Source organism: Pseudoalteromonas sp. APC 3691, from assembly GCF_030408135.1.
Classification (GTDB): Bacteria; Pseudomonadota; Gammaproteobacteria; order Enterobacterales; family Alteromonadaceae; genus Pseudoalteromonas.
Window position 1 is genome coordinate 1 of the sequence record NZ_JASDCB010000080.1, and the last position, 17,941, is coordinate 17,941.

Sequence of the window (17,941 nt, forward strand, 5' to 3'; positions counted from 1 at the left end):
CTAAAGCAACTAAACACGTAGTGTGTTGTTGGAAAAAAGATAACACTTGCGCACGCTTTAACATTTTCTTTTTAACTAAGCGCCCTTGTTCATTGCAGCACACCACATGGAAAAATCTTTTTGCTATATCTAAACCAATTGTTGTAATCTTCATTTTGGTCTTCTCCCTTTGATTATTGTAACCACTTTAATCATGGCACATAGATGCCGTATAGGGAGGAGACCATTACATCAGGTTAGTTAGTAAAATAACACCAAATACGATTCGGTAAAGACCAAAACTAACAAAAGTGAAATTTTCTAGAAAGCGTATGAATAGTTTAATAGTAAAATAAGCAACTATAAAAGACGTTAAAAAACCCACAGCAAGGGCAGTTAGGTCATCTAAGCTAAACAGTTGGTAATGTTTAAGTAAGTCGTACCCTGAGGCTGCTGCAAGTACAGGTAAACCAAGTAAAAATGAAAATTCAGCGCTGGTTTTTCGGTTTAAACCACACAACATGGCACCAACAATAGAGCTCCCAGCACGACTAGTCCCTGGAATTAACGCAAATACTTGTGCTACGCCAATCCAAAGTGCTTGTTTATAAGTAACTTGGGTTACATCGGTAGTTGTGCAGTGAGCCTCTTTATAACTGCGCTCTAATAGTAAAAAAATCACACCGCCTACAATAAACATAACACCTACTACAGGTACGCTAAACAGTGTTTTTATTACATCACTAAATATAAAACCAATAATACCCAAAGGAATAAATGCAATGGCAACTTTAATCCATAAATTAAAATGTTTAGGGCTAAACTTGTCTTTATAGTTAGCTAGTACCGCTAAAATGGCGGCAAGTTGAATAATGACTTCGAAGGCGAGGTTAGTGTCTGTTGATTCAATGCCTAACCACTTTGACGCTACAATTAAGTGCCCGGTTGATGATATGGGTAAAAATTCTGTTATACCTTCAATAATACCTAAAATAATCGCGTTAATTATATCCACGGTTTACTGCTTCCTGAAAAATTAAAAAGCCCGAACTCGGCTTAACTGAAATGACGCATTACTGCGTACCTAAATTGCGAGGCGTAGCATAAAAGCTCTTAAAGCAAACCAACAGTATTTTTAGACTTAATGTGTTTAATAAATTGCATTAAGCAGTAAATGCACAATATAATAACAATTGTTATCATTTGCATGTGCTGTTTTGTATATGTTTGGGCAAATTTAATGAGCGAATAATGAATAATAAAAAAACGTTTACAGCTACACGGCGAAGGCACCTAATTGCATGTGTGTTAGCGCTAATTACTGCGGTAATAATGATTCCGGGTATGACAACTTATTTACCGTTTCAAATGAATGAACAAATATTACTGCCTATTTTACTCTTTCCTGTTATTTGGACTGCGTTGTTTATTTATGCGTATTTGGCGCAAAAGGTATGGCAACCGTTTGTTGTAATGATTGCACTGTGTGTATTACATGGTTTATTGAGTTTTTGGGCGTTAACGCAGGGGCAGGGATGAAGTCGATTACTTTAAAAAAGCTATTTTCATTACATAGCTGGGTAGGAATTATTACTGCTGTACTGCTATTTATTGTTGCATTTAGTGGGGCGTTAGCAGTTCTGTCGCGACCTGAGTTAAAAATATGGGCTAATCCAGAACTGCAATCTAGCCAACACGTTGCCAGCGCGAAAATTAATAGACTAGTAAACGAATATCATAAACAAGTACCTAGTGAATTTGGCGAAAACATTCATGTGTTTTTACCAAGTGGGCATAACTTTCATTTATTAACGTTGGTATTTGAATCTCACCATGGCGATGAAAATTACGACCAAGAGGTGGCTAGAGTATTTCAATTTCATCCCAATACACTGGTGCTGGAAAATACTTACTATGGGCCTAGTAAAGAGTTTTACGCCAATAAAAAAACCGATGCGCCAACTTATATAGGTGAGTTTCATGCAGATTTGCATTTAGGGCGACCAATTGGGTTAATACTCACTGGGTTTTTAGGTTTAACGCTTTTAGTAAGTGCAGTGACAGGCTTGTTTATTCATCGCAAATTGATAAAAGAGCTCTTTACGTTTAGGCGAGATAAAGGGTTAGATATTGCAATAAGCGATGCTCATAAGGTTATAGGTATTTGGGGCAGCGTATTTAATATTGTGATTGGTTTTACAGGATCATTTTTAGGGCTCGCGACCATTATTTTACTACCAGCAGCTGCCTTTGTGAGCTTTGGTGGCGATCAAGATAAGTTAATAGAAACGTTTACCGCCATTCCTGAGCCTGTAGTTAGCCACATTAAGCAACCTACAAAAATAGACACTATTTTAGAGCATGCTCATAGTCGTTACCCTGAAGCAATAATTAGAGATGTCACAATAATGGCGCATAACGATGCGAATGCGCAGGTATATTTGCGTTTGTTAGGTGGCGAGGCTGTTGCTTCTCAGTTACTGCATTACCAAGGCAATGGTGAGTTTGTACAGTCGATGAGTAGTTTTGGTGATATTTCAGGTGTTTCAATAAAAGTAATTGAGCTGATGTTTCCGCTGCACTTTGGAAACTTTGCAGGGGTGTTTGTCAAACTGCTTTGGGTATTACTTGGTTTAAGTACTGCGCTTTTACCTATTTCGGGCATGATGATGTGGCTAGCAAAGCGTACACGTGGCAGTAGTCCTTCACTGAGTATGCAGGCATATGCACGCTGGAATCGCTTTATTATTGGCAGTTGTGGTGGCTTGGTATTAGCAAGCTTTGTGCTATTTCCTGTGCAAGTTTTACTTAATTATAGCGTTGTTGGTGTGGCGCAAAATAGCTTTTTTGGACCCGTGTTCTTTTATACGTGGTTGGCATGGTTACTATTAAGTGTATTGCCCATAGGTTATAAAAACTATTTTAAGCTGACACTTTTACTATGCGGCGCTTCGCTTGCTTTGGTGCTGCCACTTAATATTATATTTGGAGTGAGCAATGTTATTAACCTTAATAGCTCGCTTGTTGCGGTAGTAGATATAAGCTTTATGGTGGTGGGTACCGTGTGTATGTTTGGTGCTTTAAAAATAAAAAGCACACAAAAATTACAAGTTGAGGTACAACTCGCATGAACGAGCTACTAATTACAATTGCGATGGTAAGTTTATTATTAATGATGCTCAACCTACGAAAAAACACACTTACATTAGCGACTAAAACATTTTTAAGTGCACTGCTATTTGGTTTAGCGCTGATATGTTTTATGAGTGTTTACGGTATTTTAGGCGGTGCAATATGCACCGTTGTGGGAGCTATGTTAGCTGGTTTACTAACCGCAGTTATTGCGGGTAAAGCACCGCAATTATTAGGTTAAATAATGCAGTTATTTAGCTAAAAAGGCCTTAGCAGTATCAACTCCCATGTTGTAACCACTATTAAGTATTTCAAACTTTTTAGTGGTACGCCCAACTTTAAAATTAGCCGGTGGTGCAATGATATTGATTTTGCAGTCATTTGGTGGATTCATAATAAAATCGATAGACTTATTATAAAAATCAGCCCTATTTAAGGTCGTTTGAATTAATGCGGGATAGTTTTTATACATTTTTTTAGTAAGCCAAGGTGCCTTACTTGGTTTTTTACGATAGCCTAAACATTGAGACAAAATAACGGTGATTTCGCGTGCACCCATTTCGTAAGCTTTTATAACCGGAATTGAATCAGCAACACCGCCATCGGTCATCGCTATGTCATTAATAATAGGGTAGTCACGATATGCAATGGGTATAGCGCATGATGCTTTTAATTGATGCACCATATCGGCGCTGGTGGCTTTTAAATAGTGTGCTTTGCCTGATTCGATTGCCGTAGATACAATATAAAACTCGTGTGGAGTTTGTTCGAATACCTCTGTATGAAGACGTATTTCGCGAATCGTTTCTTGCCATAACCAATCTAAATCAAATAAATGACCACCTTTAATAAAGCGCGCTAAATTAATAAATTCAGGACGGCATGAATAGTCAGTAATCACTTTATAATTTCGCATTGGTTGTTTGCATAAAAATGCGGCTATATTAGTGGCCCCGGCTGAAACACCAAAATAGCGTTCAAACGGCTGATATTGCTGTTTTAAAAACTCATCAAGCACACCTGCGGCAAATATACCGCGCATTGCACCGCCTTCAACGACGAGTGTATTTTTATTATTGTTGTTCATGGTCAATCCTTTTTATTAAATTTGATGTTATCAACTCAGTCTAAAAAATGCGATAGAGATTACTGAAGGTGTTGATAAATTAAAGCCAGGTACACATCGCGAAATCAACTGTTTTCTGGTAAGGTTTGGGTTACAAGGCTTTGTTAATAATAAAGAATAAGTATTTATGTTTGACCCTAGCGTAACCATTTTTGAAAGCACACAGAATCGGCTTGCAGAAAGTCCTCTTTGGCACCCTATGCTGAATACTTTTTATTGGGTCGACATAAATAAAAAATTACTTTTAAGCAAAAAAATACACAGCGAAAGCCAACTAAAAACAGTTAATATGCCTGATACACTCAGTGCAATAGCGTGGATTGATGAGCAGCACTTGTTGCTAGGTACAAGTACTGGTTTATACAAATACCATATTAATTCGTGCACTCGCCACCTTATTCTTAATATTGAAAATACACAACTAAATAGGCGTTCAAACGACGGCCGCGCTGATCCATGGGGTGGTTTTTGGTTAAGTACAATGGACGTAAATGCTAAAAAAGGTGACGGTAAGATATACCGTTATTATAAACACCAGCTTAAAGTCGTTGTAAGTAACTTGAGTATCCCAAATGGATTGTGCTTTGATAAGCCACGTTTACGCGGTTATTACTGCGACTCTTTAACGAGTTGTATTTATGTATTAGATTTGGATGAGCAAACTGGCGAACCTTGCTCTGAGCCACGTGTTTTTTATCAATTTAATAATACTGATGTTGACCCCGATGGCTGCGTAACCGACCAATTAGGTAATTTGTGGCTAGCTGTGTGGGGAATGGGGTGTGTTATGTGTTTATCCCCAGGCGGTGAGCTAATTAAAACAATAAAGCTTTGTGCAATAAAACCGACATGCACTGCATTTGGCGGTAAAAATGCTGAATTGTTACTTGTGACATCGGCATTTGATGAATCGATTAATAATACTGTTACTGAACAAGGCGCTGTATTTCAAATCTCAGGCATAAAAAACGGGCAGTTTGAGTCGCCCGTTTTACTGTAATTTATTATACACAGTGCTTGTTTTAAAGTGATGGTTAGCTTTTAGGCTTAACCCACATAACACCCACTTCTTTTTTGGTTACTAAAACCTCAGTACCGGCGCTAATTGGTTGCTCACTTTTGAGTTTCCAGCTAATACCTGAATATTGATGGGTAGTTAAACCTTGTTCTGTTACATCGCTAGTAAGTACAAAAGTAAGTTCAGCAAAATCACTATTCACTTGCTTCTTATCTACGCGATTTTGCATTTGTTTTAATGGTTTCCAAAGTGCAACGGCTAAGCCAGCTGTTACAACTGCATTACTCCAAAGGGCTGTTGCTAATGAGTCAGGTAAAATACCAAAACTCATTAATAATCCTGTAAGGAATAGCGATAATCCAAAAAACAACAAAATAAATGTAGAAAGGCCAAGTACTGCTACTTCTATTATTAAAGCAACAATACCAAGTACCATAAGTGTTTGCGGTAAATTTTGCGTAATAAAATCCATACAAACCTCTTTATTTAGTTATTAACCCAAATGCTTTTTATTTAAGCTATTAATGATTGCCATACCTTGGGCAACCATTGAGCTTGCATCTGTCGCGTTGTCTGGCAGTAATACAATTGATGATTCACGAGCAATCGCTTCTTTAGCCGCGATTGCTTTAGTTGCTAAATCTAACTGAATTGCTTTTTGACCTTGCTCTGTATCTGCAGCTTCGCCTATTTTAATAAGTGCATTTGCTTGTGCTTCTGCAACCGTAGTAATAGCTGTTGCTTCACCTTCAGCGCGTAAAATTTGCTCGGCTTTGTCGGCTTCAGCAGCAAGTACTTGTGCTTGTTTTTTACCTTCAGCAACGTTGATATTTGCTTGGCGATCACCTTCTGACTCTAAAATTTGAGCTCGTTTAACACGCTCAGCTTTCATTTGTGCTTCCATCGCTTCCATAATAGAGTTAGGCGGCACAATATCTTTAATTTCGTAGCGAAGTACTTGAATACCCCAAGGCTCAGATGCCTGGTTTATAGCTGCAACAATGTTGGTATTAAGTAAATCACGCTCTTCAAATGTTTTATCAAGCTCCATTTTACCTAATTCTGAACGCATTGTTGTTTGTGAAAGTTGTACAACTGCAAACGTATAGTCGTCAACGCCATACGTTGCTTTGTACGGGTCTAGTACTCTAAAGTACAGTACGCCATCAACTATAAGTGAGATGTTATCTTTAGTGATAGCTGACTGCGATGGTACATCTTGAGCTTGTTCTTTTAAGCTACGATCAGCCGAGATTCTATCAATAAATGGAATAATAAAGTTAAGGCCGGCTTCTTTAGTTGATTGGTATTTACCAAAACGTTCGATTAACCAGGCGCGGTTTTGTGGTACAAATTTAACGCTACTTTTTAAAAGCACGATAACAAAAACAAGTAAAAAAGCCTCAACAGTAAAAACCATATCGAGAATTTGTGTGACTGGATCCATTTAAACATTCCTTATAATAATTAAACGCTGAGTGGTTGTATTGTTTATAATTTCAGCGTGTATAGATTATCACTACAGCGAACTTTTAACCACTAAAACTCACTGTAGCGCGCCGGCTTAGTCGGTTTTTGTAAAAACTGGCTATTTTATTTCTGCCTGTTTCTTTTGCGTTATAAAGGGCTATGTCGGCGTTAGTTATAACTTCTTTAGGTGTTGTTTTTTGATTGGGTATAAGGCTATAAAATCCGATACTCAAAGTGAGGTATTTACTGGCACTTGAAAAGTTATGTTCAATTGCAAGTTCTGCAATTTTTTCCTGAATAAGAACAGCATATCTTTGGCAATGATCTGTGTCGACTGCAGGTAAAATTATCGCAAATTCTTCACCACCGAAACGAGCGGCTAAATCACCTTCACGTTTACAAAGATCATGCAGCGCTTTGGCAACTTGTTTTAACACTTCGTCACCTAGCTGATGCCCATAGTTATCGTTATAACGCTTAAAAAAATCAATATCACACATTATTAAACTAATGGGTTCTTTATTACGTGCGCCGCGCTTAATTTCGCATTTTAAAGTTTGATCAAAACAGCGTCGGTTAGCAATGTTTGTAAGGCCATCAGTATTAACTTGTTTGTTAAGTTTATGATTGGCATTAATGAGTTGCTGCTGAGCTTGTTGTAGCTCTTGCTTGTAATTTAAATTTTTGAAAGCATTAGCAAGCATTTCACCTACTAACCTTAAGCGAATAAGGTCTAAATCAGTCCAGTTTCGCTTTTGAACAACGCAATCACAGCCTATAAAGCCAACGAGCTCTTTGTCATAACGTAGACCAATGCAAAGTACTGATTTTATTTTTTGTCGCTGGAAAATTGTTTTTTCGCTCATTGCTTGAATGGGTAACGACGTTACATCGTTAACTCTAAATAAGTGAGTACGTGCCATCAAACTAAAAAAATATGGGAGATCGCTTTTCGGAAGGTTTTGTAAGTCCTCTTTAAATGCTTGTATATCATTATTGACCCATTCGTGGGTGTTATTTATGGTTTTACCATCCTCGGCAAACTTAAAAAGATAACTTCTATCTGCGTGGCAAACGGTACCAATAGCTTTTAATGCGTAGTTGATATGCTTATCAACGTCGTCGTTTTGAATATCAATTAAGTCAGTTGATATGTTCGAAATAATATTATCAAAATCATATTGTTCATCTACATTATTATTCAATACATCGATTATAATAATGGAGCTTGAGTTAGGTAATTTTGCAAATTTTACATTGAGTAGCAATTTAGATACCTGTTTTGATAAAACAAACTGGCATTGGTTATTTGCAGTGAAATAATCAAAGAATAGCTCCTCGACTAATAGTTCTTTTTTACTGTGATGATTGGTTAAAGTGATGTGTGAAAAATCAATTTTATTAAAATGTGATTTATTTCTTAAGCCAAACAAGTCCTGTGCTTGGCTGTTAACTTTAAATATATTTTCATTGGCATCATAAAGTAATACACAAAACGGCAGTAACTCCAAGTTTCGCCATATTTCATTTGATAGGTTATTACTCACTCAACTCTCCATGTGTTTAAGCCACAATTAAATTGTTATCTATTGTATTTTTATTGTTTTTACTTGGGCGTGTTAATCGTCCTTAGAACGAGCTCAAAAGGCAGCACATGTTTGGTATTTATGCTGCGTTATCGCCTATTTATGGGGAATAGCCACACTACATAGGCTCTGCCTTGCCTAAAAAAAAAATACTGGTGTAAATTCAACCACCGAAGTTCAACAAGCCCTACTAATTATTAGCACATTTTTTTTGATTTACTAAGTTTTTAGTGCGTTTGAGGGCAGTACGTATTATAATTGATACTGTATATCATTACCCTTTTCTACTCTAAGCCATCTTTGGTTTATTTGCACTTTAAGTATAGGTTATTCAAGCATTTCATGACAGAAATCACTACACACCAAGCTTCTCGTCGTCGGTTACTTATTGCGCTAGCAATTACGTGTTCGTTTATGGTAATTCAGGTTATAGGTGCTTATTATTCTAATTCGCTTGCTGTACTTGCCGATGCGGGGCATTTGTTTGTTCACAATAGCTCGTTATTCATCGCACTGATTGCATCAAGTCTCGCTATTCATTTTGCTAAAACCTATAACGATGGCCATCAACGAGCCGAGCTTTTGGGTGGTCTGGTGAACGGATTTTTATACCTAGCAATCAGTTTAATTATTTTGTATGAAGGTGGTGAGCGCTATATACACCAGCATGAAGGAAATGAGCTGGCTATTAATAGTTATTTAATGTCGGTTATTGCTGCTATTGGTTTTTTATTTCATGGTGCTGCTGCATGGGTTTTATATAAAGGCCGCAAAGCGAGTATTAATGTTTACGCGGTATTTTTACATTCATTCTTTGATTTGATTTCTACCGTATCGACATTTGTGGCTGGTATTCTTATATATTTTACGGGCTGGGTTGTTATCGATATTTTATCGAGCATGTTAATCGCCTCTTTCGTGTTGTTTACCGGTGTTAAGGTCATTATTAGTTGTATAAAAGGTTTACGCTTAAATAAGGCCAAACTTCCTAAAGTTGCAGATATTGAAAGTGAGATTACAGATATGGAGCATGTTCACAATGTCCATAACGTCACTGTAACGCGTAAATATAAGGGTGTAGTAGTCGGGGCGCACGTTGTACTTAAAGAGCATTGTACTATTGAAAAACACGATGAAGCATGTCGTATGAAGGTAGAACAACTGTTAGCTGAAAAATTTAATGTACGCAATAGTGTATTACAAATAGAAAGCCACGAATGCCATCACATCCATTAGTAGCATTTAATTAATATAAAAGCGTGTAATAATGATTAGCACGCTTTTAATGTTTTAAATCAAATCAAATCAAATCAATGATATTGCTAAAACAATCGCTTTTACGTAAGTCTTTAGCATCCATTGGCCTTGCAAAGTAATAACCTTGCAGTACAGTACACCCAACCTCGGCTAAAAAGATCATCTGTTCGCGCGTTTCTACTCCTTCTGCAATACAGTAAAGATCTAGGTTTTCGGCCAATAAAAGAATGGTCTTAATAATTGACTCATCCCCTTTATCTATACCAATACTGTTTACAAAGCTTTGATCTATTTTAATAACATTAATAGGAAATTGGCTCAAATAGGTGAGTGACGAGTAACCAGTACCAAAATCATCAAGTAGTAATTTAAACCCAGCAGCTTTTAAGTTTTGTAGCTGCTTGGCTGCTTTGAGTTTATCTTCTAGTAAAATACTCTCTGTTATTTCAAGTCTTAATTGTCTTGGATGAACTTGAGAGTCCGCTAATATGGACATTAACCGCTGGGTTATGTTTGTTTTTAAAATGTGTTTAGGCGATAAGTTTAAAGATATATAAAACAATGGGTTTGCGCTGAGTATAGGTGCAATTTCAATAAGAGCTCGTTGCAATGCTTGCTCAGTAAGGAGTTCTATTAAACCGGTTTCTTCTGCTACCGGTATAAAAAGTGCTGGGGATACCAACTGTCCTTGATTTTTCCAGCGCATGAGTAACTCCACGCCATTTATTGTTTTTTCTTCTATATCGATAATGGGCTGATAGTGATTAAAAAATCGGTTGTCTTTTACTGCATCTTTTAAATCATTTTCGAGCAGTAACTTTTGTTTTATCAGCTCATTCATTTCATCGCTAAAAAACTTAAAGTCGTTTCTCCCGCCTTGTTTAGCGTGCATCATGGCTACATCGGCATTACGGATAAGTAAATCGGTGGTTACAGCATCGAATGGGTATAAAGCAACGCCAATACTGGCTGAAATATTAATAGAGAAGTCTTCAATAATTACTTTATTAGCTAACTCATTACTAATTTTTCTTACTGTATCGCGAAGAGACTGAAGCGATTTTATATTTTGAATCAGCACTAAAAATTCATCACCACTTTGTCGGCCAAGTTTTGCGTTTGCGCCGAGCATACCGTTCACTCTTTGGGTAATATTACACAAGAGCTTATCGCCAACTGCGTGGCCAAAAGAGTCATTAACAGGTTTAAATTTATCTAAATCAATAAATAACAATGCACATTGTGTATTATTTTCATCGGCATATCTAATCGCTTTTTCGATGTTCTGATACATTAAACTACGATTTGGTAAATGCGTTAGAGGATCAAAATTAGCTAAATAGCGCAGCTCGTTTTCAGCACGTTTTTGTTCGGTTAAATCTGTAATAACAACTACGTAGTAACTAGCAGTATCTTTTGTAACTGCTGTGGCACTTATGTGAATTGGATGTTCGTTATTTCTTGCTGTTTTTATATAAGCATCACTTTGCCAGTTTTCTGTCGGTTTTAATTTTTTTAAAATACCAGCAAACTCTTTACACTTATCTTTACCAATCGCTTTTATGAACAATTTAGGACTAATTTTAGTGGCTACTTTTTCATTTGAAAATGTTTCAATAAAACTGTTGTTCGCAGAAAATGGCATTAAATGTTCATCGAGTATAAGTAACCAGTCGTTTATTTGGCTGAACGCTTCACCTAAAATTTTTGCTTGTTGCTCGTTAGCCCGTTGCTCGGTGATATTGGTATATATGCCAGAAACATATAACGGCTCATTTGTTTGAGGATCATATATAACTTGCCCTGTATCTTGATACCACAGCCAATGCCCACCTTTGTGCTGTAAGCGATAAGTTGCTTGCCAGTTTTGTTGTTTTTTGTATTTGAAATAGTTTACCCACTGACTTTCAAAGTGGCGTTGATCATCGGGGTGTATAAGTGCTAAAAATTGTTTTATATGTACACGTTCAGGTAAATCTGAATAACCAAGTTCAATTCCTCTGAGTGTGCTTACGGAAGCATCTTTAAAATTATAATCCCACACGCCACTTTTGTTATTTTTAAGCGCGAGCTCTGTTTGCTTTTGCGAATGAATAGTCGCTCTATGAGCTTGTTCTATTGCAACTTGGCGGCTGCGGTATTGCCAAAAAATAAAAAACAATACGGCTAGTATTAAGGCTATATAGGCGGCAATAGCAAAGGGTGACTTCCATGGCGCGTAGGCTACATTGATATTAAGCGTAGTCGGTTCGCTTGTAACAATACCATCACGATTATGCGCTGATATTTTTAGTGAGTAACTACCCGGTTGAAGCTTTGTAAAAAACACTTGGTTAGATTGTAAGTCTTCGTATGTAAGGGATGTAGGCCCTGAAAGAATTACTTTATAATATGCTTTATCAACATTAGGGTATGAAAAGTTAGAAAAACTAACGGTCAATCCCATGTCTTCATAATCGAGAACAAGCGGTTCGCTAAGGTATTTATTAGGGTAATAATTGAGTTCTTTAGTAAAAAGACTGATATCAGTAATAGCTAGGTTACTTTTTTTAAGTTGTTCTTTTTCGTTAAAGTCTAAAGGGTCAAAAAGTAGTGCTCCCGCATTACTACCAAATATAAGACGACCATCGTTTAATGTTGCTGCTGCTATCGGTGTAAATTGATTTATATTTAAACCTTCTTTTACTGAATAACTCATTACATTGAGTGTATCTAAGTTTATTTGATACAAACCATTGTCGGTACTTGCCCATAAAAAACCATTTTCATCAGGAAGTAATGAATAAATAGAATCAGTATTAAATGAATTTTTTAATCCTATGTAGTGTTTTCTCTCATAAGTAACTGGGTCAACACCAAGTAAACCTTCGTGGGTGGTTGCTAACCATAAAATATTTCGCTTTGAGTCTAAGTAAAAATTTTCTACCGTGTAAAAAATATCTTTTTTAGGGTTAAATGACTGAAATATAGTTGTTAATTTTTGATTTTTTTCGTTGTACCTAAGGAAGCTTTTTGATGTACCAAGTAAAAATTCGTCAGGGTTAGTTTTAAGGTGTTTATAAAAAGCGTAAGAAAATAAAGGATCGACTTGCTCTTTGAGCCCCTTAATAATTCTTGTTTTTCCTGTTGTTTCATTAAAAACATAAAAATTATCATCCGACATAAATGCATATGTGTCTGCAGATAACTGGGCAAAGCCAAATAAGTTGGATTGGTTAATTACATTTTTTTCTGTGTCTTTATTTTCAATAATTTTACCCGTTTGTTTATCAAACAGTTTGAACCCGTTGAAAGTAACAAGCCAAAGGAATTGATTATTACCAATTGAAGACGCAAAAATATCATAAACGGCAGATGCCCCGTATATTGCTTTTGAGTCGGTTGAGCTCAGATATACATCACTTTTATTTGTTGCTTTGTCGTACCGTGCAATTCCATCTTCTGTTCCTAACCAAATAATATTATTTTTGTCTTGGTAGGTGGCATGAATAGTATTGTTACCGGGTAAAGTAATGTGTTTAAACCGTCGGGTTTTAATTGGCCATGTAAACACGCCCTGGGTTCTAGATGTGAGCCAAAGTACGCCGGACTTATCAACCATTAGATCGTTTATTGAGTTTTCATTAATATTAAACTTACTTTTTTCATAATTTAATACGAATTCTAGTTCTTTGGTTTCGCGGTGATAACTGAACAATCCACTTTCGGTTGCTACAAACTCCCCGTAAACAGTATTGGCATAATCCCATATATTATAATCAGGGATTAAAGTTGTAATATTTGCTGCAGATATATTTTTGGTATTATCGAATGCTAATTGATACATGCCTTCAACAGTACCAACAAGTAATCCTAGTTCATTATCAACACTTAAGAATTTGACGTTTACATTATCTATCGTATTTTTTTCAGGGGGATGAAGAGGTATTTTTACAAGTTCTGAATTATCTATATTTGCAGTGTATAAACCATCATTTGTACCAATATATAAAGTGTTTTTATATATTGTTAATGACCGAATGTAGTCACCTTTATTTGGCAGGGTTAGCTTAAATGTAAAGTGTTTACTCGTCTCATCAAATGTATATATTTGAGCATCTATGGCGAAATAAAAAGTGTTTTGTTGCTGAGTCATTGCAGAGATCGGAGAGAACATTTTTTGTTCTTTATCTATTTGACCAGAATAGATTTTTTCGGTTTTTAAAGTGAGGGGATCTATTATATAGGCACCAGAAAGATCTGTTGAGACAATGATTTTTCCGTCTTCGGCTTTAAATAATGCATAAATATAGTGTTTATCCAGGCCAAAGCCGCCACTAAAAGTTTTTACATTATAACCATCAAAACGGTTTAAACCCTGTTGGGTTGCTATCCAAATATAACCAATATCATCCTCTTGAGTCTGCAAAACGTAACTTTGTGATAGGCCTTCGTCAGTAGAAATTCGTTGTAACTGCTGAGCATAGTTTTGTGATGCATAAGTGCTTTGGATGCATAGTAAAAAAGTAATGGTGATATGAAAAAAAATTTTGCTCAAACGCACTTATAAACACTCTCAGTGGAAGGTAGGATGATGCTTAGCTAGATAGTAAATATAGCATAAGTTTTTATTTTTTAATTACAAATAATATACATAACGCTAAAAGTTCTATTTTTAAATAGTGAGCTACTCTATACAGATAATAGTAAATGCTTAGAAGGAGAGTATATTGGTTTTCTCTAATGTTGATGCAAAAAACAGCGTGTTATTAGTTATAGACTTACAAGAGTTGCTTGCTCCTGCAATTAAAGATTTTCCGAATATTTTAAAAAGCACATTGCAGTTAGCTCAAGCGGGTATTATTCATGGCGTTCCATGTTTAGTAACGGAGCAATATGTGAAAGGTTTGGGCGAGACTAATCAGCAAATTAAAAATACGTTACCTAATGCCACGTATTTTCATAAAACGTACTTTAGTGCGTGTGCAGAGCCTGGTTTTGTTGATACGTTAAAAAGCCATGGTAAAAAGCAAGTTGTTGTTGTGGGAACTGAAGCACATGTGTGTGTTTTACAAACATGCTTAGATTTAATAGAAAATGACTTTGAAGTTATTATTGTTTACGAAGGAGTTGGTTCGAGAAACCCACAACATAAAAATTTGGCGATTGAGCAGCTACGTCAAGCTGGAGCTGTAATTTCATGCGCTGAAATAGTAATTTTTCAATGGACAAAAAAAGCTGCTACGCCTACGTTTAAGAAAATACTGCCTATAATTAAGTAGACCGCATGCATGTAATGTAAATAAAATGTATTGCTTTGATGTGTCGTTAGTTAATTATTGTGTTAAGTAAACTGAAACTCGTTTATATACGTATATTGCAGACTGCTTTATAAAACAACAATGCAAACAACAATTTTAAGGTTCTTATGTCTAGTATTGGCCGGTTATTTACAATTATTTTCAGTCTTTTGTTTGTCGAGTCTATTGCTATAGGCTTGTATTTCGACACATTAGCGCAGGCTTTTATGATAGGTTTGCCATTGTGTTTATTACCTATATGGCTTTTAAAAACACAAGGTGATAGCCCTATTATCCCCCATGTGGTAGCTGCCGCCATAATGATGTTTTCTTTTTTGCACATACAACAAACTTTTGGGCTGATTGAAGTCCATTTTGAAATATTTATTTTAATGCCCATGTTAATTGTTTTTGTACAGTGGCGAGTGTTTATTACCGCTATTATTTTTGTAGCGGTACATCATTTATCTTTTTATTATTTACAAACTCAAAATACGGGTTTTTACGTATTTGACCCTGATAGACTCGCTTTTACTACGGTGCTAATTCATGCTGGATACGCAATAGTTGAAGTATTAGTTGCAGGCTATATTGCAAAAACGCTGCAACGGGAACGTCGTGCGGGCTTATCTTTAAGTTATGCGACAGAACAAATAATGAAAGATCCTGAAAACATTAAACTCTCTCTTCGCGCGGATGACACTAAAAGCGAAGCTGTAGCAGGATTTAACACATTACTAGATTACTTATCTAATGTTATTAAACAGGTACAAACACAATCAGAATCATTGCAAAAAAACTCACAAGAGCTTATTGATGTTCACGATCAGTTAGCGAGTGGAGCGGTTCAACGTACGCAACAAACCGATGATATTGCTAATTCTGGCGCTCAAGTTGCCAATGGCTTTAAACTTGTAGAAGAAGAAAGTGAGGTGCTTAAGCGCCAAGTTGACCATATTACACAATCTGCAGGTGATGCATTAAAAGAAGTGCTTCAAACAGACGCTAAAAGTAGAGAGTTGTTAACACTGCTTAATCATACCGAAGAAAAAATAAATCACTTAGTGGCAGCTGGCGATGTTATTTCAGGGCTTCTTAATGAAATATCAGGCATTGCTGAGCAAACAAACCTACTTGCTTTAAATGCAGCTATTGAAGCTGCCCGCGCAGGCGGACACGGTCGAGGTTTTGCTGTTGTTGCTGATGAGGTAAGATCTTTGGCTAACCACAGTAAAGCAACAACAGATAAAATTAGTCTTACATTAAAAGATCTTGTTAATAATAGTAAAACGTCAACACAATCAATGAGTCAGTGTGTAAATTTTGTAGTTGATTTAACAAGTATCAGTACCGCAATGAAAGAGAATATTTCAGCAATGAGCGAGCAAATAGCCGCAGTATCTTCAAGCTCTGACTCAGTTGCACAAGTCGTAGCGGAGCAGGCAGGTAATACCGAGTTAATAGCAAGCAGTACTGATACTATGCGCCAAAATCAGTACCAAGATACGCAAATAGTGCAGCAGTTAACCGCTAAGGTGCAGTTAATCGATGTAAGTATTGATGTGTTAGAGCAAAGCATTGCCAAGTTTAAATAAATCTAACTCTTTCGTATTTTCGCTTATAGCTACATGGTTTATTTGTGTTGTTGCAGGGTTAGTTTATTTTCAATTAGAGCAGCTTAAACCGTTTGATAGCTCAAAAATTTTAATGCAAAAACATTGGTTTAGTAATTTTAAAAAGCAATTGGATTGGATTGATAGTGGTGAGCCGTCTTTAGTGCTTATAACAGAAAAAAATTGCGGGTGTACTATACAGGCTAAGCCACATATTTCATCGCTAACTTCTTTTGCCACGAATAAAGGCATGAAGATTGTGCAAGTTGAATTAACACCTAAACTTAGGCACGTTATTCCGGCAACGCCTGCTGCTGTTATTATTAATAAAGATGGTGAATTTGTGTATGCAGGGCCGCTCTCCGAAGGATTAGCTTGTGCTCAGGGAAGTGGTTTTGTTGAAACTGTGGTCACTAATTTAGCTGCAGGTTTTAACTCAAACCTCTTAATTACACAAACCAAGGGATGTTACTGTGAAAATAATGCATAAATAACGTGCAGAAAAAACTAAAGCTCGCACTTAAATTAACAGTTGCGAGCTTTAATATTTATTAAATTGTAACTAAGCCATAAATACCTAATGACACAAACACACAAGCAGCAATAGCACGTACGGTGTTTAGAGATATTCTTTTTAGTAATGCATTACCAGCGTATATAACAGGGACATTAGCAATTAGCATACCTAACGTGGTTCCTACCGTTACCCAAAACACAGACTGATATTGTGCGCCTAACAACACCGTCGCTATTTGTGTTTTATCACCAATTTCTGCAATAAAAAATAATACAAAAGCGACTAAAAAAGCTCCGTAGCTATCATATTTACTACTTACAGCTTCGTCTTTGTCTGGAACTAGCAACCAAAGTCCAACTACAATAAAGCTTATGTTTACAAGCCAAGGTAAATATTCAGAAGAAAAACTATTACTTAACCACTGCCCAAACCATGCTGATAAACCATGATTGAGTAAGGTTGCGGCTAAAATACCAAGAATAAGTGCGCTTTTATTACGAAAACGGGCAGCTAACAGGAGTGATAAAAGCTGGGTTTTATCGCCAATTTCGGCAAGTGTAACAGTGACGGTTGAGGTTAAAAAAACTTCCATTATTGATTCTTACAGGCGGGAATACTAAACCAAGGCAAACAACTATCTCCCGCCATGAGGATAGTGTCTACCTAGGTCTCGCCGATAACGCTTGCTACAACATTACAAACTTACCATGCACATGAGGTGCAATTATGTTGATAAGTTTACTCATTACTGAGCGGGCTACTCCCCTAAGAGGCGGCCATTATTCCATAACTTTACTTTTAGGTAAATATAGTTAAGAGAACAAATACCATATTCTACACGGCAAGATCATTATAAATTGAACTTATAGAGCAAGTAGTGATCAGATCAAGGCATAATAATTACTTGGTCGCATAAATATGAGCACTACTTTTCTGAAACATTTTAATTCAATTACAGATCCTC

The 17,941-nt window shown here is 36.4% G+C and carries 15 protein-coding genes and 1 pseudogene; 8 read left to right on the plus strand and 8 right to left on the minus strand.

Annotated elements, in window-relative coordinates; translation table 11 throughout:
- Together QL998_RS18390 and QL998_RS18395 are read right to left on the minus strand one after the other, a co-directional pair.
- Positions 1 to 154 (minus strand): annotated as a pseudogene (locus tag QL998_RS18390) (IS110 family transposase); the annotation flags it as partial.
- A 72-nt stretch (positions 155 to 226) separates the two neighbouring features.
- Complete coding sequence (locus QL998_RS18395) at positions 227 to 994, minus strand: undecaprenyl-diphosphate phosphatase (RefSeq protein ID WP_290193240.1); 768 nt, start codon at positions 992 to 994, stop codon at positions 227 to 229.
- Positions 995 to 1,230: 236 nt separating this feature from the next.
- On the opposite strand from QL998_RS18395, the gene QL998_RS18400 reads away from it, so the two are divergent.
- From QL998_RS18400 to QL998_RS18410, 3 genes are read left to right on the plus strand one after another with little or no spacing between them, the layout of a single operon-like run.
- Positions 1,231 to 1,518: a hypothetical protein gene (locus QL998_RS18400; RefSeq protein ID WP_024597366.1), complete on the plus strand. Its 288-nt coding sequence runs from the start codon at positions 1,231 to 1,233 to the stop codon at positions 1,516 to 1,518.
- Positions 1,515 to 3,110, plus strand: a complete 1,596-nt coding sequence (locus tag QL998_RS18405) for a PepSY-associated TM helix domain-containing protein (protein ID WP_290193241.1) — start codon at positions 1,515 to 1,517, stop codon at positions 3,108 to 3,110. The genes QL998_RS18400 and QL998_RS18405 overlap by 4 nt, the downstream gene beginning before the upstream one ends.
- A complete protein-coding gene (locus QL998_RS18410; protein ID WP_007581829.1) occupies positions 3,107 to 3,352 on the plus strand; it encodes a hypothetical protein in 246 nt (81 codons plus the stop codon). Before QL998_RS18405 ends, QL998_RS18410 begins: the two co-directional genes overlap by 4 nt.
- Before the next feature lie 9 nt (positions 3,353 to 3,361).
- On the opposite strand, the gene QL998_RS18415 is transcribed toward QL998_RS18410, so the two are convergent.
- Positions 3,362 to 4,198, minus strand: coding sequence for a patatin family protein (locus tag QL998_RS18415; RefSeq protein WP_024605671.1), 837 nt, complete (start codon positions 4,196 to 4,198; stop codon positions 3,362 to 3,364).
- A gap of 166 nt (positions 4,199 to 4,364) precedes the next feature.
- On the opposite strand from QL998_RS18415, the gene QL998_RS18420 reads away from it, so the two are divergent.
- Positions 4,365 to 5,237, plus strand: a complete 873-nt coding sequence (locus QL998_RS18420; protein WP_024605672.1) for an SMP-30/gluconolactonase/LRE family protein — start codon at positions 4,365 to 4,367, stop codon at positions 5,235 to 5,237.
- 34 nt (positions 5,238 to 5,271) lie between these two features.
- On the opposite strand, the gene QL998_RS18425 is transcribed toward QL998_RS18420, so the two are convergent.
- The 3 genes from QL998_RS18425 to QL998_RS18435 all read right to left on the minus strand — a co-directional run bounded on the left by QL998_RS18425 (position 5,272) and on the right by QL998_RS18435 (position 8,272).
- Entirely contained in the window at positions 5,272 to 5,727 is a 456-nt protein-coding gene (locus QL998_RS18425; protein WP_024605673.1) for an NfeD family protein, read from the minus strand.
- Between the two features lie 21 nt (positions 5,728 to 5,748).
- Entirely contained in the window at positions 5,749 to 6,702 is a 954-nt protein-coding gene (locus tag QL998_RS18430; RefSeq protein WP_007581832.1) for a slipin family protein, read from the minus strand.
- Between the two features lie 85 nt (positions 6,703 to 6,787).
- On the minus strand, positions 6,788 to 8,272 hold the full coding sequence (locus tag QL998_RS18435; RefSeq protein WP_182194735.1) for a diguanylate cyclase: 1,485 nt from the start codon (positions 8,270 to 8,272) through the stop codon (positions 6,788 to 6,790).
- A 381-nt stretch (positions 8,273 to 8,653) separates the two neighbouring features.
- Here QL998_RS18435 and QL998_RS18440 point away from each other — a divergent pair, with 381 nt between their 5' ends.
- Positions 8,654 to 9,547, plus strand: coding sequence for a cation diffusion facilitator family transporter (locus QL998_RS18440; protein WP_007581834.1), 894 nt, complete (start codon positions 8,654 to 8,656; stop codon positions 9,545 to 9,547).
- A gap of 64 nt (positions 9,548 to 9,611) precedes the next feature.
- Here the strand turns inward: QL998_RS18440 and QL998_RS18445 are convergent, their stop codons facing one another.
- A complete protein-coding gene (locus QL998_RS18445) occupies positions 9,612 to 14,111 on the minus strand; it encodes an EAL domain-containing protein (RefSeq protein WP_290193242.1) in 4,500 nt (1,499 codons plus the stop codon).
- Positions 14,112 to 14,277: 166 nt separating this feature from the next.
- On the opposite strand from QL998_RS18445, the gene QL998_RS18450 reads away from it, so the two are divergent.
- The 3 genes from QL998_RS18450 to QL998_RS18460 all read left to right on the plus strand — a co-directional run bounded on the left by QL998_RS18450 (position 14,278) and on the right by QL998_RS18460 (position 16,950).
- Positions 14,278 to 14,829 (plus strand): isochorismatase family protein, encoded by a 552-nt coding sequence (locus QL998_RS18450; RefSeq protein ID WP_290193243.1) that lies wholly within the window; start codon positions 14,278 to 14,280, stop codon positions 14,827 to 14,829.
- A gap of 146 nt (positions 14,830 to 14,975) precedes the next feature.
- Complete coding sequence (locus tag QL998_RS18455; protein ID WP_290193244.1) at positions 14,976 to 16,442, plus strand: methyl-accepting chemotaxis protein; 1,467 nt, start codon at positions 14,976 to 14,978, stop codon at positions 16,440 to 16,442.
- Positions 16,426 to 16,950 carry a DUF6436 domain-containing protein gene (locus tag QL998_RS18460; RefSeq protein ID WP_290193245.1) on the plus strand — a complete coding sequence of 175 codons (525 nt, stop codon included), beginning with the start codon at positions 16,426 to 16,428 and terminating at the stop codon, positions 16,948 to 16,950. The genes QL998_RS18455 and QL998_RS18460 overlap by 17 nt, the downstream gene beginning before the upstream one ends.
- A gap of 61 nt (positions 16,951 to 17,011) precedes the next feature.
- Here the strand turns inward: QL998_RS18460 and QL998_RS18465 are convergent, their stop codons facing one another.
- Positions 17,012 to 17,569, minus strand: coding sequence for a TMEM165/GDT1 family protein (locus tag QL998_RS18465; protein ID WP_165728421.1), 558 nt, complete (start codon positions 17,567 to 17,569; stop codon positions 17,012 to 17,014).
- Positions 17,570 to 17,941: the final 372 nt, after the last annotated feature.

Bases quoted from the DNA above. Each gene is read 5' to 3' on its own strand.
- QL998_RS18455 (WP_290193244.1), top strand. From the start codon at position 14,976: ATGTCTAGTATTGGCCGGTTATTTACAATTATTTTCAGTCTTTTGTTT.
- QL998_RS18405 (WP_290193241.1), top strand. From the start codon at position 1,515: ATGAAGTCGATTACTTTAAAAAAGCTATTTTCATTACATAGCTGGGTA.
- QL998_RS18465 (WP_165728421.1), bottom strand. From the start codon at position 17,569: ATGGAAGTTTTTTTAACCTCAACCGTCACTGTTACACTTGCCGAAATT.
- QL998_RS18430 (WP_007581832.1), bottom strand. From the start codon at position 6,702: ATGGATCCAGTCACACAAATTCTCGATATGGTTTTTACTGTTGAGGCT.
- QL998_RS18410 (WP_007581829.1), top strand. From the start codon at position 3,107: ATGAACGAGCTACTAATTACAATTGCGATGGTAAGTTTATTATTAATG.
- QL998_RS18425 (WP_024605673.1), bottom strand. From the start codon at position 5,727: ATGGATTTTATTACGCAAAATTTACCGCAAACACTTATGGTACTTGGT.
- QL998_RS18400 (WP_024597366.1), top strand. From the start codon at position 1,231: ATGAATAATAAAAAAACGTTTACAGCTACACGGCGAAGGCACCTAATT.
- QL998_RS18415 (WP_024605671.1), bottom strand. From the start codon at position 4,198: ATGAACAACAATAATAAAAATACACTCGTCGTTGAAGGCGGTGCAATG.
- QL998_RS18420 (WP_024605672.1), top strand. From the start codon at position 4,365: ATGTTTGACCCTAGCGTAACCATTTTTGAAAGCACACAGAATCGGCTT.
- QL998_RS18440 (WP_007581834.1), top strand. From the start codon at position 8,654: ATGACAGAAATCACTACACACCAAGCTTCTCGTCGTCGGTTACTTATT.